Genomic DNA, 20,615 nt, shown 5'->3' with positions numbered 1-20,615 from the left:
CGGCCGAGGACGCCTGCGTGATCCGGTTGTCGCCGGTGTCCAGAAGCAGGGCGCTGCCCCGCTGCCGGGCGTTGGGCGGGTTGCCGTAGAGGAAGTTGCCCTGGACGGTCACCGGCCCCTGGAGCGACACGGGGAAGAGATTCCGGACCCGCCACACCCGGTACACGATGTTGGTGCCGAAGATCGTGTTGATGATGTAGACGGGGTTGGAGACTCCCGGCGCCGAGGCCGGGGCCAGGGCGTGCTGGGTCGGCTGGAGGGTGAAGACCGCCCCGTTCCCCGCCGCGGCCGACGGCTGGAAGGTGAACACGAACGGGAGCGCCGGGCAGGCGGCCCCGTTGTTCGCCAGCACCAGCTTGTTGAGGACCCGGATGATGGCGAACGTGAACGTGTTCGACGCGAACGTGAACTGGTTGGCGGTGATCACCAGCTTGTCCACGCCGACCCCGAGGCCCTCGTAGTCCGCCCAGCTGTCCCGGGTAGTCCCCGCGTTCCGCCGGCCATCGATGGCGTAGCGGCACCAGCTGGCGGGCGCCAGATTGACGGGGTCGGCGCTGCGGGAGACCGCGACGTGGATCCGGGACACCCGCGGCGACGTGCGCATCTCGAGCGCGACCACGTAGAAGCGCGGGTTGGCGCCGAGCCGGTCGAAGTAGACCTTGGGGTCGAAGAGGAGCCCCGACGAGCCCGCGGGCGCGACGCCGAAGAAGACGTTAAGGCTCCTCGTGTCCAGCACGGCCCCGGTCGTGGTGTGGAGCCGGACGGCGCTGTTGGCCGCCTCGAGCACGCGCGCCCGGCTCTTGCCGACGATCGGGTCCGGCGGGACGAAGACGAATCCGCTGTTGGCGGCGGCCGGCCGGTTCAGCCCGAGGAAGGACCCCACGATGTGGGGGACCGCGGGCTCGGGCGCCTCGGCGTCGAGGATGCGGTCGGCGGCCTGGGCGGCGAAGTCAGTCTCCGCCTGGACCTTCAGGGCCTCGTACGTCGCCCGATCCACCGCGGTCAGCCGCGGCACGGTCACCTCCTGAGCCAGCGCGGCGGCGGCCGTCAGGACGAGGGCGGTGACGACGAAAGCGAGAGCGGTGGTGGAGCGCCAGTGTGTCATCGTGTTCTCCCGCGTTGGCTGGTGATGGCCGATACTCCTCCCGAGAAACGACACTCGACCCGGCCTCAAGGGCTGACCCTGATGATGCGCATCTCCCACTGGCAGCGGCCGCCGATCGTCGTCGCCCGCTCGCCGGCGAACCAGAAGCTCGCGAGGTCGGACGGATCGAGCTGGGCCCCGAAGTAGTCGCCGGTCCGTCGCGTCGTCTGGGGGCAGGTCCCGACGCTCACCGGCAGCAGTGTGCTGCCAACAAACACGAAGGAGCTCAGGAAGAACGTCGCGCTACTCGCGTGAAACCCGATCCCCAGGGGCCCGGGGCTGTCGGCGACGCCCGGCCAGAAGAGGAAATCCCCCGGGGCATTGCTCAGGGTGAACTGGCCGGAGATGCCCGCGGTCAGCGAGCCCCCGGCGCCCGACCCCGGCCGGATGCCGATGGCGCGGATGCACGACTCGGTCGGGCCGCCGCCGACGTTGCAGACGGTGCCGTGGACGGCGACGAAGTTGTTCGCGGCTGCCGAGGACGCCTGGGGGATCCGGTTGTCGCCGGTGTCCAGACGCAGGGCGCTCCCTCGCTGGACGGCATTGGGCGGGTTGCCGTAGAGGAAGTCGCCCTGGACGTTCACCGGGCCCTGGAGCGACACCGGCGCGAGGTTCCGGACCCGCCACACCCGGTAGGCGATGTTCGTGCCGAAGATCGTGTTGATGAGGTAGACCGGGCTCGCGACGCCCGCGAACGAGGTCGGCGCCACCGCGTGCTGCACCGGCTGGAGGGTGAAGATCGCGCCGTTCCCCGCCGCCGCCGAGGGCTGGAAGGTGGAGACGAACGGCCGCGCCGGGCAGGCCGCCCCGTTGTTCGCCAGCACCAGCTTGTTGAGGACGCGGACGATGGCGAACGTGAACGAGCCCGCGGAGAACGTGAACTGATTGGCGGTGATGACCAGCTTGTCCGCGCCCACCCCGAGCCCCGGGTAGTCCGCCCAGCTGTCAAGCCCCGTCCCCGGATTCCGCCGGCCATCGATGGCATAGCGGCACCAGCTGGCGGGACCCAGATTGCCGGGCTCGGAACTGCGGGAGACCCCGACGTGGATCCGCGACACCCGGGGAGACGTGCGCATCTCCAGCGCCACCACGTAGAAGCGCCGGTTCACGCCGAGCCGGTCGAAGTAGACCTTGGGGTCGAAGAGAAGCCCCGACGACCCCGAGGGCGTGACGCCGAAGAAGACGTTCAGGCTCCTCGTGTCCAGGACAGCCCCGGTCGTGGTGTGGAGGCGAACGGCGCTGTTGGCCGCCTCGAGCACGCGGGTGAAGCTCTTGGCCACGATCGGGTCCGGCGGGACGAAGACGAACCCGCTGTTGGCGGCAGCCGGCCGGTTGAGCCCGGGGAAGGACGTGACGATGTGTGGGTCCGCCGGCTGGGGCGCCTCGGCGTCGAGGATGCGGTCGGGCGCCTGGGCGGCGGGATCATGCTCCGCCTGGACCTTCAGGGCCTCGTAGGTCGCCCGATCCACCGCGGTCAGCCGCGGCGCGGTCACGCCCTGAGCCTGGGCGGCGGCGGCCGTCAGGATGGCGGCGGTGACGACGAGGGCGAGGACGATGGTGGTGCGCCGGTGTGCCCATGGTAGTCCGCGTGTTCGACTGGTGATCGCCGATCCCTCCCGATCCGTCTCGTTGAGCGCCTGCCCCGATTTCCGAGAGCTACACCCGACCCGCCCGGAGGGAGTAGTAGTTGCGGTAGACATTCTCGCACGACGCGCGCAGCGCCGCGACCCCCCGGTAGCGCCCGCCGAAGCGCCCGGGGTGCATGGCCGTCACGTCGAGGAACGGCGGCTGACCGGCGGCCAGCTCCGCCACGAGCCGTCCCATCGCCAGGCCGTCCATGATCCCGGTGGCGTTGCAGCCCGCCGCGATCAGGAGGCCGCGCGGCCGGCCGAGCGGGCCGAGGAGATGCTCGCCGTCCGGCGTGAAGGCGGGCAGGCCCGCCCGCGCGCTCACGACCGGCACGTCGCCGAGCGGCGGAAAGACCTCGACGAGCCGCGCTCGCGCGGTGGCGAGCGCGCCGGTCCCCGGCGGCACGTCCTTCATCGTCATCCCCGGCCGCAGCGTCCGCGGGTCATAGCTCAGGGGCCGCCGCTCGAACCGCCCGAACCAGAGCTCGCGGCCGTCGGGCCGGATGTACGCGCACGCGTCGGGGACGCGCACGAGGGGGAACGTGGTGGGCAACCCGGTGAGCGGCGCGCTGACGGCGAGCTGATGGCGGACGGGGTAGACGGGGAGCCGCACGCCGGCGGTCTCCGCCACGAGGCCGGCCCAGGGTCCGGCGGCGAGCACGACGGTCGACGCGGCCACCCGCCCCCGCTCGGTCAACACCCCCTGCACCCGATCGCGGCTCACCAGGATCCGCTCGACCCGGGCGGCCGTCCAGACGCGGGCGCCCTGGCGCTCGGCCCGGTCGGCCAGGGCGCGGGCGGTCGCCGCCGGATCGACGTAGCCGTCCGAGGCCACGTGCGCCGCCGCGAGCACACGACGCGAGTCGAGGCCCGGGGCGAGCCGCGCGGCCTCCTCGGGCGCGACGAGCGTCACCGGGAGGCCGAGCCGCCGGCCCTCGGCCACCTGCCGGCGGAGCTCCGTGACCCGCCCCGGGGTGAGCGCGACCTTGACGCTGCCGACCTCCCGGAACGGGCTCGGGGCGCCGGGTTCGGCGGCCAGCCGGCGCAGGAGCTCGACCCCGTAGGCGGCGCCGCGCGACGCGGCGGGCGAGCTCCGGAGCTGCCCGATCATCCCCGCGGCCTGCCCCGTCGTCTGCCCCGCCAGCTCGCCCTGCTCGACGAGGAGACAGTCGGAGAGCCCCAGCATCGCGAGGTGGTAGAGCGTGCTGCACCCCCAGAAGCCACCGCCCACCACGACGACCCGTGCGCGTTCCACGGGCGAGGTCAGTGGGGACGCGCGGCGGCGTGGAGCGCGAGCGCGACGGCGCCGACGCCGAAGAGCGCGATGTTCACCGCCACTGCCCGGCGGTGGAGGCGCGAGAACTCGAGCGGAGCCAGGTCGCCGGCCGGCGCCACCTGGGCGCGCAGGCGCGCCGCCCGCGCCTGGGGCAGCAGGATCTGCCCGGCGTAGAGCGTGCCCGCGAGGACGACGCCGAGCAGCGTCACGGCGGCCCAGCGGAGCGGCGCCCGGCCCCCCCCGAGGGCCAGCCAGAGCGTCAGGCCGCACGCCAGACCGGTCGTGACGATCCCGAAGCCGTAGTAGCCGGGAAAGAGCGCCTCCATGAGGCGGACCGCCACCGGCCGATCGGTGACGCGGAAGGCCGAGGGCGCCACGAGAAAGGAGAGGAACAGCTGCACCCCCAGCCCCGCGCCGAGCAGCGCGGCGGCGAGGGTGTGGATGAAGCCCCGCATGGGGGCGATGATGGGAGCGCCGCGCCGCTTTGTCAAGGCGCGCCCGGGGCTCGGTTGAACGACGCCCGGCTCCCTGGTAGAGTCCTCGGCGATGGCGCTCACCCTCCGGCCCGGCGGCGCCCTGCTGCCCGCGCTCCTCTTCGTGCTCGGCCTGGCCCTCGTCACGCCCGCCGCGACGCCGGTCACGCCTCCGACCTCGGGCCCGGTGGCGGAGGCCTGGGCCCTCTTCCGGAGCTTCCACGAGGACCTCGCTCGGATCGACCGCGCGCGGGAACTCCTCGAGCGCTCGGTGGCTCGGGAGCCGACCCTGGACGCGCTCCTCCTCCTGGGCTGGGTCCATCTCACCTGGGCCGATCTCCGCGCGACGAGCCTCGACGAGAAGCTGGCCGGGTACGAGCGGGGCCGGGACGTCGCCAAGCGCGCCGTCGAGCTCGATCCGCGCAGCCCGGAGGCCCACCTCTGGTACGCGGCGAACCTGGGGCGCTGGGCGATCGCCAAGGGCAAGCTCCGGGCCGCGTTTCTGCTGGGCACGCTCAAGGAGGAGATCGAGACGGTCCTCCGGCTCGACCCGAACCACGTCGGCGGCCTGGCGCTGGCCGGGTCCTTCTACCTCGAGACGCCCGGCCTCATGGGCGGCGACCTCGCCAGGGCCGAGGCGTACGAGCGGAAGGCGCTCGGCCTCGATCCCCACTTCACCCGCGCCCGGGTCGAGCTGGCCAAGTGCCTGATCGAGCGACGCCGGTACGCCGAGGCGCGACGCGAGCTCCAGCAGGTCCTCGACGAACGCGCGCCGACGTACGTCGCGGACTGGGTGGTTCGCCACCGGCCGACCGCCGAGCGGCTCCTGGCCCAGCTTCGCGACAAGTCGTAGGGAGAGAGAGGCCGATGCCCACGACGGCGCGTCGACGAGCGGCCCCCCGGTGGCTCGCCCGCGCGGTCGCCGCTCCCATGCCGCCGACCGTCATCGGGCGCGTCGTCCGGACCCTCCGCCGCCACGTGGCCGCCTGGTCGCCCACGGCGGTGTCGGACGTGGCGGCGGTCGAGGCCGATCCCTTCCGCGTCCTGGTCGCCTGCCTCCTCTCCCTCCGCACCCAGGACACGACGACGCGCCCGGCCGCCGCGCGGCTATTTGCACTGGCCGACGCCCCCGACGCGATGCTCCGCCTCGCGCCCCGCGCCATCGAGCGGGCCATCTACCCGGTCGGCTTCTACCGCACCAAGACCCGCGTCATCCACGCCGTCTGCCGGGACCTCCGCGCCCGCTTCGGCGGCCGCGTGCCCGACGACCTCGACGCCCTGCTGACCCTTCCGGGCGTCGGCCGGAAGACCGCCAACCTGGTGTTGACGGTCGGGTTCGGCAAGCCGGGGATCTGCGTGGACACCCACGTCCACCGGATCTCGAACCGACTCGGGTTCGTGCGGACCCGGACGCCGGCCGAGACGGAGACGGCGCTGCGAGCCAAATTGCCGCGCCGCTACTGGATCGAGTACAACGACCTCCTGGTCGCGTTCGGTCAGAACATCTGCCGGCCGCTGTCGCCCCACTGCTCCCGCTGCCCCGTCGCCGCCTGGTGCCACCGGGTGGGCGTGACCCGCGCGCGCTGAGACCGGGCCGGCGGGCGACAGTCCTCCTCCTCGGTCTCCTGCCCGCCCTCGTCGCCTGGGGGCTCTGGCGGCTCGAGCGGGATCATCCGCTGTGGCTCCGGCCCGGCCTCTGGAGCGTCACCCGGGCGCGGGCGGCGTCGCCCGCGCTCTCCCGTCTGGTGCTCGCCTTCCACTACCCCTGGTACGGGATCCCCGGTGGTCCGGCGGGTCGGTGGCGCCACTGGAACCACGCGCGGCTCGCGCTGCCGGCCGGCACGATCCTGGGCTTCCACGAGCCCTGGCGCGAGAGCGCGCCGGGCCGGCTCGATCTGGGGGCCACCCACTACCCGGCCCGGGGGCCGTACGACAGCCGCGATCCCGCGGTCATCCGCGACCAGATCCGCGCCGCGCAGGCGGCCGGCCTCGACGGGTTCGTCGTCTCGTGGTGGGGCCGGGCGAGCGAGGAGGCGCGGACCTTCGGCGCGCTCCTGGCGGTCGCCCGGGACACCGGGTTCCGCGTCGCGCCCTACTACGAGACAGGAGAGTTGTGGATCGGCGGGGCCGCGCAGGTCGCCGCCGACCTGGACGCCTTGCTCGCGCGGCACGGCCGCGAGGCCGCGTGGCTCACGGTGAACGGGGCGCCCGTCGTCTTCCTCTACGGGACCCACCGCCTCCGTCCGGCGGCGTGGGACTACGTCCGGCGCCGGCTCCAGGCCAGCGGCCGGCCGGTCTTCCTGGTCGGCGACAGCGCGCGCCCCGGCTGGCTCGACGCGCTGGACGCCCTCCACGTCTACACGCCCGTCACGTTCCTCGCTCGCGGCCGGGATCTCACGCGGGTCTACCGCGACTGGGCGGCCGCCGCCCGCGCCGCCGGTCTCCCCTTCCTCCCGGCCGTGGCTCCGGGCTTCGACGACCGCGTGATCCGGCAGCCGGGCACCGTCGTGGACCGCCGAGGCGGCGCCACGTACGACGCCACCTGGCGGGCCGCGCTCGCCGTCGATCCCCCCTGGGTCCTGGTGGCGTCCTGGAACGAGTGGCACGAGGGGAGCGAGATCGAGGCGAGCCGCGAGCACGGCACGCGCTACCTCGAGGCGACGCGCGCCTGGGTCGAGCTCTTCCGCGCCCGCCCGCGCCCTACTTCGCCTGGGGCGGCGGCACCGGGTTCCGAATCGGGGCCAGCGACCGGAGGTGCGCGATGATCGCCTCGAGCTTAGATGGGTCGCGCGGCGACGAGCGCCCACGCCGTGGCGAGGCGAGCCAGGCCGGGGACCCGCACGAGGGCCGCATCGAGCGCATCGTACGCCTGGGCGACCCCGGCCGCGAGATCCACCCGTCGCGATGGCCCGCCCCAGACGTTCCGGGGCAGGAGGTGAAAAGGCCGGCAGGCCAGGACGCGAAAGCCGGCCTGCTCGAACAGGTGACAGGCTTGGGCGCGCGTGTACGTCCGGTCGTGATGAAAGCGACCGAGCCGTCGGCCGAGCCACTCGGCGTACGCGTGCCGGTTCGGGAGATGATACGTGAAGAGCCGGCCCCCGGGCCTGAGGACCCGGTACAGCTCGGCCAGCGCTGCCGTCTCGTCGGCGACGTGTTCCAGCACGCCGCAGTTCAGCACGGCATCGAACTCGGCCGCGGCGAAGGGAAGCGCCGGCCCCCGGGCCACGACATAGGGCACGTCGCCGCCGGCCAGGAGGCCCGCCGCCGCGCCCTTGTCGTCCACGTCGTACGCGACCACGTCGAGGCCGTGGGCGCGCAGCAGCAGACTCGTCTGACCCCACCCGGCGCCCCAGTCGAGGATGCGCCGGCCGCCCACCCGCAGCGCGGCCGCCACCTCGGCAGCGATGGCGACGTACTGGGCGACGCCGATGGCGCTGGCGATGTTCGCGCACTCGGGCTGGGCGGCGACACGCGCCCGGCCGAAGGCGCGGATGCCCGCCGCCGCGGCCGCGGGCGTCAGCGCCGCGCGGTGGCGGGCGGCCTCGGCGTCGAGCGGAGCCGTCGCAGCACGGCCAGGTTCTTCCGGTCCCAGCCGTCCTCCTTGGGAGTCTCCAGCACCATCGGGCGCCGGCCAAGTCGCGGATGGCGGAGGAGCGACCGGAAGGCGGCGAGCCCGATTGCCCCGCGGCCGATGTGCTCGTGGCGGTCGAGCCCGGAGCCGAGCGCGGCCTTCGAGTCGTTCAGGTGGAAGGCCACCACCCGCTCGAGGCCGATGGCCGCGTCGAAAGCCCCGAGCGTCGCCGTCAGCCCCGCGGGCGTGCGCAGGTCGTAGCCGGCGGCGAACAGGTGGCAGGTGTCCAGGCAAAACACCAGCCGGTCGGGCTGCCGGACCGCGTGGAGGATCGCGCCCAGGTCGTCGGGCCGCGCGCCCAGCACCTGCCCCGCGCCCGCCGGGTTCTCGAGGGCGATACGCACCCCGTATCCGGCCGTGCGGGCGTGGAGGTCGTCGATCGCCCGCGCGATCCGACGGAGCCCCGGCTGGCGGCCGGCGCCCTTGTGGGAGCCCGGATGGATCACCACGAACGGGAGGCCCAGGCGCTCCGCGCGCTCCAGCTCGTCGTGGAAGGCGCTCACCGCGCGGCGCCACTCCGTCTCGTCCGGCGTGGCGAGGTTGATGAGGTAGGTCGCATGGGCGAAGACCGTGCCGATCCCGGTGGCCTGCCGCTGCCGCTTGAACTCCGCCACCTCGTCCCCGAGGAGCGGCCGACCCGCCCACTGGACCTGGTTCTTGAGAAAGAGCTGGATGACGCCGCACCCGACCTCCCGCCCGCGCGCCAGCGCGTTCGGGAGACCCCCGGCGATCGACATGTGGGCGCCGAGGTTATCCACGGGCGGTGTGTCGGCGTAATCCGACCTGGCGCCGACCAGCGAGCGAGTGGTGCATCGAGGCGTGCTCCGAGCGGCGGCTTCGCCGCCGCCACGACGGGGGGGCATCGGGGGGGTCTTCCGAGACCCCCCCGAAATGCCCTAGCGGAGCTTCTTGACCTCGGCCAGGACCTTTTCCGGGTCCGGGAGCTCGCCCTTGCCGTAGCGCTCCACGAACCGGAGAGTCCCTTGCTTGTCGATGACGAAGCTCGCCCGGTAGCAGGCATTCAGCTCGGGCCAGTGGATCCCGTACTTCTTGACCACGTCGCGGTGGATGTCCGCCAGGAGCGGGTACGAGATCCCGCCCAGCGACTTGGCCCACGCATCGTGGCTATAGATCGAGTCGGTCGAGATACCCACGACCTGGGTATCGGCGGCCTCGAAGTCCCGCAGGCGGGCTTCGAAGGCCGGCATCTCCTTCGTTCAGCCAGGTGTCCAGTCCAGGACGTAGAAGAGGAGGACGACGTTCTTCTTCCCCTTCTGGTCGGCGAGACTCCACTCCTTCCCCCCGATCCCCTGCAGCGTGATGTCCGGGGCGGGGTCGCCGACGCTCAGCGTTGGCTGGTCTGCCATGAACTCCCCTCCTTTCGGCGGTAACGCGCCCATACCTCGGGCCGGTAGGCTTCCAGGCACTCCGCCCGGTGACCGAGGTAGTCGGCGGCGGTGACGACCCGCCCCGTCTCGAAGGCCGGGCCGAGTCGCTCGCGGTAATGGCGGTCGCGCAACGCGTGATGGTCCACGATCACGCGACAGCCGGTCTCGTTCACGATGCGCAGCAGGTTCTCGAGCCCGAGCCGCACCGTGTCCTCGCCGACCTGCGCCGCCAGGTACGTCGGCGGACCCGACAGGTACAGCAGGTCGGGGCGCTCGCGCAGGATGTAGGCCGTGGCCACGGCGGAGGCCGGGCCCTGCAGGTCGGCGGCGTGGACGAAGCGCGTGCCGTCGTCCACCGTCACGGCGACCACGAAGCCGAAGCCGGTGCCTTCACGCCCGTGGGGAAGCGGTGGCGAGACCCGCACCAGGGCCCCGCCGAACTCGGCGACGCGGCACTCCGCCGCCTCCAGGACGCACTGTCCCCGGAGCGATTGCCAGAAGGCCCGGCCCCGCGCCGCCTGGTGCGCGTCGGCCACCCGCCACGGGTCGAGCGCCCAGATCCGCCGGCCGGCGTACACCTCGGCCTCGGGCCGGCAGTGGTCGGCGTGGTAGTGGCTCACCGTGATCAGGGTCGCCCGGCGCGCGTAGCCCTCGATCCGATCGCGCGCGCGCTTGAAGGCCTCTTCCTCCTCCGGCGCCGGCGCGAGGCCGTATCGGCGTGGGCTCAGCGTCACGCCGGGATCGAGCAGGAGGCGGAGGTCCCCGGCCTCGACGTAGGTCGCCATCGAGCGCACGCCGAGCGAATCGGCGGCGAGCGGCATCACCCGCATGACGGCGACGCCCCTCCCCGGTGGCCGGCCCCGGCGTCGCTCCGGAGGCGCTTGACGTCTTCGACCACGCCGCCGGTCACCCGGCACAGCTCGTCGGGGGTCAGCCGGAAGACGGCGTTGGGGGTCCCCGCGGCCGCGATCAGCTCGTCGTGGGCGAGGAGATCGCGGTCGATCACCGTCCGCAGGGTACGGGCGTGGCCGACCGGCGGGACCCCGCCGATCGCGAACCCCGTGGCCGCCCGCACCACGTCGGCATCCGCCCGGCGGATGGGCTGGCCGGTCAGGGTGTGAAGACGCGTCTCGTCCACCTGGTTCGCCCCCGACGTCAGCACGAGAATCGGCTCGCCGCCCGCCAGGAAGACGAGCGATTTCACGATCTGGGCCACCGAGACCCCGCACGCCGCGGCGGCTTCGGCCGCCGTCCGGGCGCTCGCGCCGAGCTCGATCACCGGCCCCCCGAGCCCGAAGGCCCTGAGCGCGTCCTGCACCCGCGCCGCGGCCGGCTGCATCAGTTCACCTTGCACCCGGCTGCTTCCCGTCGCCCCCGCACGGCCACGTCCCGCATGAATTCCTCGCGGGCTTTCAGGAGACCGGGAGCGCGTCGATGTCGACCCGCGGGCCGCGCCCTCGGCCCCGCCCGGCCCAGCGGTAGCGGGCCAGCTCGACGCGCCCCTGCACGAAGCGCACGCCCTCCTGGGCGAGCAGGAGGCGCTGGCTCAACATGCTGCTGGCGTTGGGCCGCCGGCTGATGCTCCCGCATCCGTTCACCACCCGATGCCACGGCACCCCGGGCGGGCAGCGTCGCATGGCGCCGCCGACGGCCCGCGCCGCCCGCGGCGCGCCGACCAGCGCGGCCACCTGGCCGTAGGTCACGACGCGACCCCGCGGAATCCGGCGCACGAGCGCGTAGACCCGGGCGTCGAAGCCCGCGCCGCGGCCCATCGGGCGCCGGCCCACCGCTCGCTACCGGCCCCGCGCCCCGGCCGTCGCCTCGCGCCCGAACTGAAGCTCGTAGAGCTTGGCGTACAGCCCACCCTGCCGCAGCAGCACGTCATGCGGTCCGTCCTCACCGAGCCGTCCCCGATGAAGCACGAGGATACGGTCGGCTCGCTGAATGGTGGAGAACCGGTGCGCGATGATCACGCTGGTCCGGGCCGAGAGGAGCTGGTCCAGCGCATCGCGGAGCCACCGCTCCGTCTCGGGATCCACGCTCGAGGTCGCCTCGTCCAGGACGAGGACGGAGGGATTATATACCAGCGCCCGGGCGACGGCCAGGAGCTGGCGCTGACCGTGGGAGAGATTGGCGCCGCGCTCCCGGATCTCCTCGTCGTAGCCAGCCGGCAGTGTCCGCACGAACGCGTCCAGGTGCGCGCGCCGCGCGGCCTCCTCGATCCGGTCACGCATCACCGCCGGATTGCCGAGCGCGACGTTCTCGGCCACGGTCCCCGTGAACACCACCACGTCCTGCAGGACCAGCCCCACGTGCCGGCGCAAGGCGGCAAGCTCCCACTCGCGCACGTCGACCCCGTCCACGAGCACCGCGCCGCGCTGGACGTCGTAGGTGCGGGTCAGCAGGCGCGCGAGCGTCGTCTTGCCGGCACCGGTGGCGCCCACGACCGCCACCTGCTCGCCCCGGGCGACGCGGAACGACACGCCGCGCAGCACCGGAGCCTCGCGCGACCCGGTCGCCGTCCCGGCCCCCTCGTACGCGAACCAGACGTCCCGGAACTCGAGGGCCGGCGCGCCTCCGGCGTCTCCCGCCGGACGATAGCCGCGCGGCGGCGACAGGATCTCGGCAGGAGTGTCGAGCAGGCCGAAGATGCGCTCGGCCGCCACCATGGCCGACTGCATGACGGTGTACTTCCCCGAGACGTCGCGGATCGGCAGGAAGAAGCGGTGCGTGTACTCCATGAAGGCGACCAGGACCCCGAACGTCAGGGCCCCGGCCAGGATCTGCCCCCCGCCCCACCAGATGAGCCCGGCGATCGCGACGGACCCGATGACCTCGACGGCCGCGTAGAGGAGCGCATCGTAGCGCATACGCCGGAACACGGCCCGGCGGTGGTCCTCGTTCAGCCGGCCGAACTCCCGGGCGTGGGCGGCTTCGCGCCCGAAGAGCTGGACCACCGTCATGCCGATCAGGTTCTCCTGGAGAGAGGCGTTGACCCGGGCGATCCGGTTCCGCACCTCTCGGTAGGCGTCGCGGGCCCGCGTCCGGAAGTACGCCGCCACCGCGCAGAGGACCGGCACCGCGGCGAAGGTCACCAGGGCCAGCCGCCAGTCGAGCGCGAGCATGACGACGACGACCGCCGCCAGCGTGAGCACGTCGCCGGCGACGGCGACGACCCCCGAGGCGAACAGCTCGCCGATCGCCTCGACGTCGTTCAGGATGCGCGTCATGAGCCGCCCGACGGGGTTCTTGTCGAAGAAGGACGCCGGGAGCCGCTGCACGTGGGCGAAGAGCGCGTCGCGGAGGTCGTGGATCACGCGCTGCCCCGTCCAGGCCATCAGGTAGCCCTCCGCGTACCGCAGCGCGTACTGGGCGACGAGAGTGGCGAGGAACAGCGCGGCGACGCGCGACAGGCCGCGCCAGTCGCCATGGACGATGTGGTCGTCGATGGCCACCTTCACGAGATACGGCTGGGCCACGTCGATCACCGCGGCGAGCGGGAAGAGCGTGGCCGACGCCAGGAGGGCGCCCCGGTAGCCCCGCGCGAACTGCCACAGCCGGCCGACGAGCCGGCGATCGTACGCGCGGCCGAGGACGTCCTCGTCGTGATAGTCGGCGACGGATCGGCCGCCCGCGGCTCTCATCGGCGTCAGCGGTTCAGCTTGGGGCGGGAGCGCCTGCTGCAGCCCGCTGTGCCCCGTCGTCCCCGCCCAGCTCTGTCCGGCATCGATTCCGTCATGAGCCTCAGCCGACCTCCAGCGCCGACTCGAGCTGCTGCCGCTGCCAGAGCCGGGCGTACAGCCCCGGCTGCTCGACGAGGTCGGCGTGCGTCCCCTGCTCGACGATCCGGCCCTCGGCCATCACGACGACCCAGTCGGCCAGCTGCGCCGCCCGGAGACGGTGGGTGATGATGAGCGTCGTCCGTCCCGCCAGCGCCTCCCGGAGGCCGGCCAGGATCTCCGCCTCCTTCTCGGCGTCGACGGAGGCGAAGGCGTCGTCGAGGATCAGGATCCGCGGATCCGGGATGAGGGCCCGCCCGAGCGCCGCGCGCTGCCGCTGGCCTCCCGACAACGTGAGCCCCCGCTCCCCAACCACCGTGGCCCACCCGTGCGGGAGGCGGGCGATGTCCTCGGTGAGGCCGGCCACCCGGCCGGCCCGGTCGAGACGCGCCGGGTCGGCGCCGGGCGCGCCCAGGGCGACGTTCTCGGCGAGGGGCCGCGAGAACAGGAACGTCTCCTGGGGCACGTACCCGATGGCCCGCCGCAGGTCCGCGATCGGGATCGTGTGGATCTCCCGGCCGTCGAGGAAGACCGTGTTCGGCGGCGGGTCCCAGAGCCGCGGGAGGAGCGCGCCGAGCGTCGTCTTCCCTGACCCCGTGGGCCCGACGACGGCGACGACGGCGCCGGCCGGGACCCGGAGCGACACGTCCCGGAGGGCAGGAGCCCGGTGGGGGTCGTAGGCGAAGGTGAGCCGGCGGAGCTCGATCTCGCCGGCGAGGGCCACCGGTCCTCCGACCTCGGGTCCATCGGCGATGTCGGGGGCGGTCTCCAGGATCTCGACGACCCGCCCCAGGGCGGTCAGCCCCCGCCGGACGACGGCGAGCACCCAGCCCAGAGCCAGGACCGGCCAGGCGAGGTACGCGAGGTAGCTCGCGAAGGCGACGAAGTCCCCGAGACTGATCCGCCCGTCCACCACCGCCTTGCCCCCGACCCAGAGCACGATCAGCGTGCCGATCCCACCGATGACCCCGATCAGGGGGGAGAACGCGCCCTGCGTCCGGGCCTGACGGAGCGTGCGCTGGAGCTGCTCGCGGTTGAGCCGGCGAAACGCCTCGACCTCCCGCGCCTCCATCGTGTAGGCCCGGACGACGGCCATCCCGGCGAGGTTCTCCTGGACCTTCGCCGAGAGGCGCGAGAGCTGCTCCTGGACGGCCAGCGTCTCGGCGTGGAGGCGGCCGTTCCACTGCTGGGCCAGCACGATCAGGACCGGCAAGGGCCCGAGGGCGGCCAGCGTGAGCCAGGGATCGATCCGGAGCATGACGGCCAGCGTCCCGGTGAAGACCATGAGCGTGTTGACCATCGAGAGGAACCCGAACCCGATCAGCATCGCCACCGCCTGGAGGTCGTTGGTGGCCCGCGACATCAGGTCCCCGGTACGCTGGGCCTGGTAGAACGCGGGCGGGAGCCGGACCAGGCGGCCGAACAGATCGTTCCGGATGTCCGCCTCCACGCGCTGGCTGGCCCCCAGGAGCGCGAACCGCGAGGCGGAACGAACCGCCCCCTGGAGGACCGCGAGGCCGACGATGGCCAGGGCGCCCGTGGTCACCGCGCGCCGCGTGGCGTCCAGGTCGGGTGCCGCCGCGGTGCCGCCGGCGGCACCCACCGCCGAGCCGATCGCTTCGATCGTCAGCTTGATGACCCACGGGATGGCCAGGGCGCAGAGGTTGGTGGCGAGCAGGAGCGCGAAACCGCCCAGGTAACGCGCCCGGTACCGCTCGAGATAGCCGATCAGGACGCGTACCGGCATAGACACGAAATTATACCGGCCGCGGCGCAGGGCCGCAACGCGCCCGGGGCCGCGGGACAGTCAGGCGCGCTCGGCGGCCACCGCCGCCGGGCGCAGGGCCGCGTAGACGGCGAAGAGGGCGGGCGTCGGAATCCCGTGGCGCGCTCCCAGGCGTACCGCGTGTCCCTGGAGGGCCTCGATCTCGAGACGCCGGCCCTGGGTGAGGTCGTGATAGAGGGAGGAGTAGGAGTCCGGCTTCAGGGCGTCGGCGGCGGTCAGGCCGCGCTCCACGACCTCGTCGGCCAGGCCGATCCCTTCGGCCTTGGCGAGGGCGGCGAGCTCCTCCAGCATCATCCGGTACAGGCCCCGGGACTCGACGCAGGCGCGGATGTCGCCGATCGGGCGCCGGGTGACGGCGGTCATGCCCGACAGGGCGCAGATCATCAGGTACTTTTCCCAGAGCGCCCGGCGGATGTTGTCCGACAGCTCGACGGGGAAGCCCGCCTTTCGCCCGGCGTCCACGAACGCGGCGGCGCGCGCGCTCCGGCGGCCGTCCAGCTCACCGAAGACGATCCTCCCGCCCTGGGTGTGCCGGATGACGCCGGGCGCCCGGATCACCGCGAAGCCGTACACCAGGCCCCCCAGGATCCGCTCGGACCCCAGGAGCGCGCCCAGCGTCTCCTCGTTGATCACGCCGTTCTGGAGGGAGAGGACCGCGGTCTCCGGCCCGAGCAGCGGCCGGATCGCCTCGGCCGCGCGCTCGGTGTCGTAGGACTTCACGCAGAAGAGCACCAGGTCGACCGGCCCGATGAGGGTCGGCACCCGGCTCGGATCGTCGGTAGCCGGCACGCGCACGGTGAAGTCACCCTCGACGCTCTCGACGGCGAGACCGCGCGCCTCGATGGCCTGGAGGTGCTCTCCCCGGGCGATGAGGGCAACCGGTTCCCCGGCCCGGGCCAGGCGCGCGCCGAAGTAGCCACCAATCGCGCCGGCGCCCATGACGGCGACGCGCACGGGACGGCTCCTAGGCGCGCGGCGCCCGCTTCAAGGCCAGCTGGGCCAGCTCGGCGGCGCGCTCCTGGAGGTACATCGTCTCGTCGGGCTCCCACTCCCAGAGCATCCGGCGCCCGCGGATCGCACCGTCGAGCTGGTCCCACAGATCCAGATTGGACCGCCGCTCGGCCTTGCCCGAAGCGCCGTCGACCGTGTACTGGCTGGAGGTGACCACGCGCACGGGCGCCGTCTCCTCGGCCCCCACCCGCTCGAGCGCGTGGATCACCGCGGTGAGCGCCATGCGGTGCACGGTCGTGTCGGCGACGGCGCCGGCGGCCTCCAGCTCCTGGCCGCTCGGGTAACAGATCACGTACCCCCACCCGCCCGACGCCGGACCGCCGCGCCCCACGCTGCCCGTGACGACGAGAATGGGTCGCTCATCCGGCGGCGGCGACTTCGGGCCCTTCCCGCCTCTCGCCGGCGACGCGTTCGCGTGCGCGCCGCTGAAACTCTTGCTCTCGCGCTTGGGCATGGTCGGTGCTCCGCTTATATCACCGCGCCGTCGGCAGGGTCAAGGTGCGGTGCGCCAGTCAGCCCGCGGCGATCGCCCGCCATGCCCACCGCGCCTCGCAGACGGTGGTTGGCACGATCCCCTCACGGTGTGTTACCCTCGGCCGCGTGAACGAGTTCCGGCCGATCGCCGTGGAGGCCGCCCGCGGCGCCGGCAAGCTCCTCCGCGAGGCGCTCGGCGGCGCGCGCCGGATCAGCTACAAGGGCCACCCCACCAATCTGGTGACCGAGATGGATCGGCGGGCAGAGACGCTGATCGTCGGGCGGCTCCTCGACGCCTTCCCCGACCATGCGGTGCTGGCCGAAGAGAGCGGCGCCCAGGCCGGCCGGTCCGAGTACCGCTGGCTCATCGACCCACTCGACGGGACGACGAACTACGCGCACGGCGTGCCGGTCTTCTGCGTCTCCCTCGCGCTCGAGCGGGCCGGCCGGGTCGAGCTCGGGGTCGCCTACGACCCGAACCTTGACGAGCTCTTCGTCGCCGAGCGCGGCCGGGGCGCGACGCTGAACGGCGAGCCCATTCACGTCTCCGCCTGCCAGGAGCTCGGGGAAGGTCTGCTGGCGACCGGGTTTCCCTATGACATCCGGACGGCCGCCGAGACCAACTTGCCCGAGTACGCGGCGCTCTCACTCCGCGCCCGCGCGGTCCGGCGCCTCGGCTCGGCGGTGCTCGACCTCTGCTACGTGGCGGCCAGCCGCTTCGACGGCTACTGGGAGCTGCGCCTCGGACCGTGGGACATGGCCGCCGGCGGTCTCATGGTGCTCGAGGCCGGAGGGCGCGTGACGAGCGTCCAGGGCGGGCCCTGGAGCCTCGAGGGCCCCGGGGTGCTGGCCTCGAACGGGCACCTCCACGCGGCCATCCGCGAGGTGCTGGCGGCCGTCCGGAATCCCCGTCCGTCCTGACCCCAGCCGGCCCTTGTGGCGTGCCCCGCTCGGGGGCGATAATCGGGAAGCCCTTCGAACTCTCCCCGTTCGCGACTCAGCATGAGGAGGACAGCGATGCGCATGTACGTCGCCGGCCAGTGGATCGACAAGCCTCAGACGATCCCTGTCGAGAACCCCTACGACCGGAACGTGATCGACACCGTTCCCCGGGCCGACCGCGGCGACGTCGAGCGGGCGGTCGAGAGCGCCGTCCGGGGCGCCAAGGCCATGGCCCGGCTCCCCGGCTACGACCGCTACAAGATCCTTCACAAGGCCGCCCAGCTCATGCTGGAGCGTCAGGAAGACCTCGGCCGGATCATCAGCATGGAGGAAGGGAAGATCATCGCCGAAGGCCGCCTGGAGGCGAGCCGCGCGGTGGAGACCATTCTCGGCTCGGCCGAGGAGGCCAAGCGGATCCACGGGGAGACCGTCCCCGTGGACGGCGCCCCCGGTTCGGCGGGCCGCGTGGCCTTCACCCTCCGGGTGCCGTGCGGCGTGGTCGTTGCCATCAGCCCCTTCAACTTCCCGCTCAACCTCGTCTGTCACAAGGTGGGCCCGGCCCTGGCCGGCGGGAACGCCGTCATCGTGAAGCCCGCCAGCGATACCCCCCTCTCGGCCCTCAAGCTGACCGAGATCCTGCTCGAGGCAGGCCTGCCGCCGGAAGGGATCCAGTGCCTGACCGGCGCCGGAGGGGAGATCGGCGACCTCCTGTGCGCCGATCGTCGCGTCCGGAAGATCACCTTCACCGGGAGCCGCGACGTGGGCGAGCACATCTGCAAGGTGGCCGGGCTCAAGAAGGTCACCATGGAGCTCGGCTCCAACGCTCCCGTCATCGTCATGCCGGACGCCGACCTCGACAAGGTCGCCGCGTCGGTGGTGAGCACCGGCTACGCCAACGCGGGCCAGGTCTGCATCTCCGCCCAGCGGATCCTCACCGCCGGCCGCGTCTACTCCGACTTCCTCTCCGCCCTCAAGCCCAAGGTCGAGGCCCTGACGACCGGCAACCAGCTCGACGAGAAGGTGAAGATGGGCCCGATGATCCGCGAGAAGGACGCCGTCCGCGTGGACGAGTGGGTCCGCGAGGCGGTGGGCAGCGGGGCCCGGCTCGTCACCGGCGGCCAGCGCCAGGGCGCGATCTACGCGCCGACGATCGTGGCCGACGTCAAGCCCGACATGCGGATCTCGGCCGACGAGCTCTTCGGCCCGGCTGTCGCGGTGACCCCCTTCGACGACATCGACCAGGCCATCGCGCTGGCCAACGACTCGAACTACGGGCTCTCGGCGGCCATCTTCACCGAGAGCCTGGAGCATGCCATGAAGTTCGCCCGCGAGGTCCACTCGGGGAACCTCCACATCAACTGGGGTCCCCAGTGGCGGGCGGACCTCATGCCCTATGGCGGGCTGAAGGAGTCCGGGTTCGGCAAGGAAGGGCCCCGCTACGCCGTCGAGGAGATGACGGAGCTGAAGCTCGTGGTCATGCATCTCCGGAGCTGACGTCCCCTCCGCCGCCGCCCCCACCCCACCGCCGCCGGCCGCCCGGCGGCGGTGGCGTCTCGGGAGCGGGCCGGACGTCCCCCCAGTCCTTGACGTCCCCCCAGTCCTTGACCGGACGTGCCGCCCCGGGCTAGGCTTGGCCCACCACGATCGTCTACCGCGAGCCGGTCTCGCCCTGGAGGGGCAGGGACGCCATGCGGATCCGGTTTTGGGGCACACGGGGCTCACTCGCGAAGCCCGGACCGACGACGCTACGCTACGGCGGGAACACGTCCTGCGTCGAGGTGCGGACGGCCGAGGGCACCCTGATCGTGCTCGACTGTGGCACGGGCGCCCACGGGCTGGGTCAGGCCATCGTCGCCGCGGGGCTCGGGCCGGTACGCGGTCACCTCCTGATCACCCACACGCACTGGGACCACATCCAGGGCTTTCCCTTCTTCGCGCCTCTCTTCACGCGGGGCAACGAGTGGGACATCTACGCGCCGGGCGGACTCGGGAAGCGACTGGAAGACACCCTGGCCGGCCAGATGGAGTACACGTACTTCCCGGTGACGCTCGAGCAGCTCGACGCCGTCGTTCGCTACCACGATCTCGTCGAGGGCGCGTTCGATCTCGGCCGGGTGCGGGTCGCCACTCGCTACCTCAATCACCCCGCCCTCACCCTGGGGTACCGGCTGGAGGTCGGGGGGGCATCGCTCGTCTACGCGCTCGACCACGAGCCCCACGCGCGCCATCCCTCCGAGGGCACCCCGCTGACCGAGCGCAGCCCCTCCGGCCTCCCCGTCCACCAGGAGGATCGCCGACACATCGAGTTTCTGGCGGGCGCCGATCTCGTCATCCACGACGCCCAGTACACGCTCGAGGAGTACCCGCGGCGGATCGGCTGGGGGCACAGTCCCGTCGAGTACGCGGTGGACGTCGCGCTGGCGGCGCGCGCCCGCCGCCTGGCCCTGTTCCATCATGCTCCGCTGCGGGATGACGATGCCCTCGACCGCGTCGTGGCCTCGTGCCGCCAGCGGGTCGCCGCGGTGGGCGGCGAGCTCGACGTCTTCGGCGCGGCCGAGGGCCAGGTCATCGAGCTCGCCGAGCGGGCCGACCTGGCCCCCCAGGCCGCGCCGGTACGCGCGGACAGCCCGATGCCCGGCGCCGCCGAGGGTCCCAAGACGGTACTGATCGTCGACGACGCACCGGACGTCCTCAGCCTGCTCCTGCAGGCGCTCAAGTCCGAGGGGTTCCGTCTCCTGTCCGCCTCCGACGGGGAGGCCGCCCTGCGAGTCGCGCGGGCCGAGCGGCCGGACCTCATCCTGCTCGACTGGCTCCTGCCGGGCCGCGATGGGCTGGAGGTCTGCCGCGCCCTCCGGGGCGACACCGACCCGAAGCTGCGGGACATCCCGGTGGTGCTGATCACAGGGCGGACGGAGGCCGAGCACATCGAGGCCGGCTTCGCGGCGGGCGCGACGGACTACCTCACCAAGCCCTTCCGGGTCGCCCATGTCCGCGCCCGCGTGCGCGGGTGGCTCCTGCGGGCCAGCGCGGCCGACGGCGGCGAGCCCCGCTGAGTGAGTCGGAGGGGGTGTCGGAACACCCCC

General features: G+C 73.0%; 20 protein-coding genes. 6 read left to right on the top strand and 14 right to left on the bottom strand.

What is annotated here, in order from left to right:
- The 4 genes from VGW35_06430 to VGW35_06415 all read right to left on the bottom strand — a co-directional run.
- The coding region (locus tag VGW35_06430; GenBank protein HEV8307288.1) for a hypothetical protein at nt 1–1,105 on the bottom strand (1,105 nt) is incomplete at its 3' end.
- A gap of 65 nt (nt 1,106–1,170) precedes the next feature.
- A complete protein-coding gene (locus VGW35_06425; protein HEV8307287.1) occupies nt 1,171–2,637 on the bottom strand; it encodes a hypothetical protein in 1,467 nt (488 codons plus the stop codon).
- A 163-nt stretch (nt 2,638–2,800) separates the two neighbouring features.
- Complete coding sequence (locus VGW35_06420) at nt 2,801–4,027, bottom strand: FAD-binding oxidoreductase (protein HEV8307286.1); 1,227 nt, start codon at nt 4,025–4,027, stop codon at nt 2,801–2,803.
- Nucleotides 4,028–4,035: 8 nt separating this feature from the next.
- On the bottom strand, nt 4,036–4,503 hold the full coding sequence (locus tag VGW35_06415; GenBank protein HEV8307285.1) for a DUF4149 domain-containing protein: 468 nt from the start codon (nt 4,501–4,503) through the stop codon (nt 4,036–4,038).
- 91 nt (nt 4,504–4,594) lie between these two features.
- Here VGW35_06415 and VGW35_06410 point away from each other — a divergent pair, with 91 nt between their 5' ends.
- The 3 genes from VGW35_06410 to VGW35_06400 are packed head-to-tail and all read left to right on the top strand — an operon-like array spanning nt 4,595 to nt 7,286.
- Nucleotides 4,595–5,374 (top strand): tetratricopeptide repeat protein, encoded by a 780-nt coding sequence (locus VGW35_06410; GenBank protein ID HEV8307284.1) that lies wholly within the window; start codon nt 4,595–4,597, stop codon nt 5,372–5,374.
- Nucleotides 5,375–5,388: 14 nt separating this feature from the next.
- Entirely contained in the window at nt 5,389–6,108 is a 720-nt protein-coding gene (nth, locus tag VGW35_06405; protein ID HEV8307283.1) for an endonuclease III, read from the top strand.
- Complete coding sequence (locus VGW35_06400) at nt 6,075–7,286, top strand: glycoside hydrolase family 99-like domain-containing protein (GenBank protein HEV8307282.1); 1,212 nt, start codon at nt 6,075–6,077, stop codon at nt 7,284–7,286. The genes nth and VGW35_06400 overlap by 34 nt, the downstream gene beginning before the upstream one ends.
- A gap of 11 nt (nt 7,287–7,297) precedes the next feature.
- On the opposite strand, the gene VGW35_06395 is transcribed toward VGW35_06400, so the two are convergent.
- The 10 genes from VGW35_06395 to VGW35_06350 form a co-directional block, all read right to left on the bottom strand.
- Nucleotides 7,298–7,915 carry a class I SAM-dependent methyltransferase gene (locus VGW35_06395; GenBank protein HEV8307281.1) on the bottom strand — a complete coding sequence of 206 codons (618 nt, stop codon included), beginning with the start codon at nt 7,913–7,915 and terminating at the stop codon, nt 7,298–7,300.
- A gap of 122 nt (nt 7,916–8,037) precedes the next feature.
- Entirely contained in the window at nt 8,038–8,910 is an 873-nt protein-coding gene (locus VGW35_06390) for a deoxyribonuclease IV (protein HEV8307280.1), read from the bottom strand.
- Between the two features lie 138 nt (nt 8,911–9,048).
- Nucleotides 9,049–9,519: a peroxiredoxin gene (locus tag VGW35_06385; GenBank protein HEV8307279.1), complete on the bottom strand. Its 471-nt coding sequence runs from the start codon at nt 9,517–9,519 to the stop codon at nt 9,049–9,051.
- The gene (locus VGW35_06380; GenBank protein HEV8307278.1) at nt 9,498–10,370 is read right to left on the bottom strand and encodes an MBL fold metallo-hydrolase; all 873 of its coding nucleotides are present in this window, start codon (nt 10,368–10,370) and stop codon (nt 9,498–9,500) included. The genes VGW35_06385 and VGW35_06380 overlap by 22 nt, the downstream gene beginning before the upstream one ends.
- Nucleotides 10,361–10,879, bottom strand: coding sequence for a YbaK/EbsC family protein (locus VGW35_06375; GenBank protein HEV8307277.1), 519 nt, complete (start codon nt 10,877–10,879; stop codon nt 10,361–10,363). The genes VGW35_06380 and VGW35_06375 overlap by 10 nt, the downstream gene beginning before the upstream one ends.
- Nucleotides 10,880–10,952: 73 nt before the next feature.
- Nucleotides 10,953–11,327, bottom strand: coding sequence for an MGMT family protein (locus VGW35_06370; protein ID HEV8307276.1), 375 nt, complete (start codon nt 11,325–11,327; stop codon nt 10,953–10,955).
- 6 nt (nt 11,328–11,333) lie between these two features.
- The gene (locus VGW35_06365) at nt 11,334–13,184 is read right to left on the bottom strand and encodes an ABC transporter ATP-binding protein (protein HEV8307275.1); all 1,851 of its coding nucleotides are present in this window, start codon (nt 13,182–13,184) and stop codon (nt 11,334–11,336) included.
- A 100-nt stretch (nt 13,185–13,284) separates the two neighbouring features.
- A complete protein-coding gene (locus VGW35_06360; GenBank protein ID HEV8307274.1) occupies nt 13,285–15,066 on the bottom strand; it encodes an ABC transporter ATP-binding protein in 1,782 nt (593 codons plus the stop codon).
- Between the two features lie 60 nt (nt 15,067–15,126).
- Nucleotides 15,127–16,059, bottom strand: a complete 933-nt coding sequence (locus VGW35_06355) for a 2-dehydropantoate 2-reductase (GenBank protein ID HEV8307273.1) — start codon at nt 16,057–16,059, stop codon at nt 15,127–15,129.
- Nucleotides 16,060–16,069: 10 nt separating this feature from the next.
- Nucleotides 16,070–16,570, bottom strand: a complete 501-nt coding sequence (locus VGW35_06350) for an RNase H family protein (GenBank protein HEV8307272.1) — start codon at nt 16,568–16,570, stop codon at nt 16,070–16,072.
- A 146-nt stretch (nt 16,571–16,716) separates the two neighbouring features.
- On the opposite strand from VGW35_06350, the gene VGW35_06345 reads away from it, so the two are divergent.
- The 3 genes from VGW35_06345 to VGW35_06335 all read left to right on the top strand — a co-directional run bounded on the left by VGW35_06345 (nt 16,717) and on the right by VGW35_06335 (nt 20,585).
- A complete protein-coding gene (locus VGW35_06345; protein ID HEV8307271.1) occupies nt 16,717–17,511 on the top strand; it encodes an inositol monophosphatase family protein in 795 nt (264 codons plus the stop codon).
- A gap of 96 nt (nt 17,512–17,607) precedes the next feature.
- Complete coding sequence (locus VGW35_06340) at nt 17,608–19,026, top strand: aldehyde dehydrogenase family protein (protein HEV8307270.1); 1,419 nt, start codon at nt 17,608–17,610, stop codon at nt 19,024–19,026.
- Between the two features lie 194 nt (nt 19,027–19,220).
- On the top strand, nt 19,221–20,585 hold the full coding sequence (locus tag VGW35_06335; GenBank protein HEV8307269.1) for a response regulator: 1,365 nt from the start codon (nt 19,221–19,223) through the stop codon (nt 20,583–20,585).
- Nucleotides 20,586–20,615 lie beyond the last annotated feature (30 nt).

The organism is Candidatus Methylomirabilota bacterium, assembly GCA_036005065.1.
Classification (GTDB): domain Bacteria; phylum Methylomirabilota; class Methylomirabilia; order Rokubacteriales; family DASRDR01; genus DASYQW01.
Note: the sequence above shows the minus strand (reverse complement) of the source record. Positions and strands in the feature narration are given on the sequence as shown.

Bases quoted from the DNA above. Each gene is read 5' to 3' on its own strand.
- VGW35_06415 (HEV8307285.1), bottom strand. From the start codon at position 4,503: ATGCGGGGCTTCATCCACACCCTCGCCGCCGCGCTGCTCGGCGCGGGG.
- VGW35_06410 (HEV8307284.1), top strand. From the start codon at position 4,595: ATGGCGCTCACCCTCCGGCCCGGCGGCGCCCTGCTGCCCGCGCTCCTC.
- nth (HEV8307283.1), top strand. From the start codon at position 5,389: ATGCCCACGACGGCGCGTCGACGAGCGGCCCCCCGGTGGCTCGCCCGC.
- VGW35_06380 (HEV8307278.1), bottom strand. From the start codon at position 10,370: ATGCGGGTGATGCCGCTCGCCGCCGATTCGCTCGGCGTGCGCTCGATG.
- VGW35_06375 (HEV8307277.1), bottom strand. From the start codon at position 10,879: ATGCAGCCGGCCGCGGCGCGGGTGCAGGACGCGCTCAGGGCCTTCGGG.
- VGW35_06365 (HEV8307275.1), bottom strand. From the start codon at position 13,184: ATGAGAGCCGCGGGCGGCCGATCCGTCGCCGACTATCACGACGAGGAC.
- VGW35_06360 (HEV8307274.1), bottom strand. From the start codon at position 15,066: ATGCCGGTACGCGTCCTGATCGGCTATCTCGAGCGGTACCGGGCGCGT.
- VGW35_06350 (HEV8307272.1), bottom strand. From the start codon at position 16,570: ATGCCCAAGCGCGAGAGCAAGAGTTTCAGCGGCGCGCACGCGAACGCG.
- VGW35_06340 (HEV8307270.1), top strand. From the start codon at position 17,608: ATGCGCATGTACGTCGCCGGCCAGTGGATCGACAAGCCTCAGACGATC.
- VGW35_06335 (HEV8307269.1), top strand. From the start codon at position 19,221: ATGCGGATCCGGTTTTGGGGCACACGGGGCTCACTCGCGAAGCCCGGA.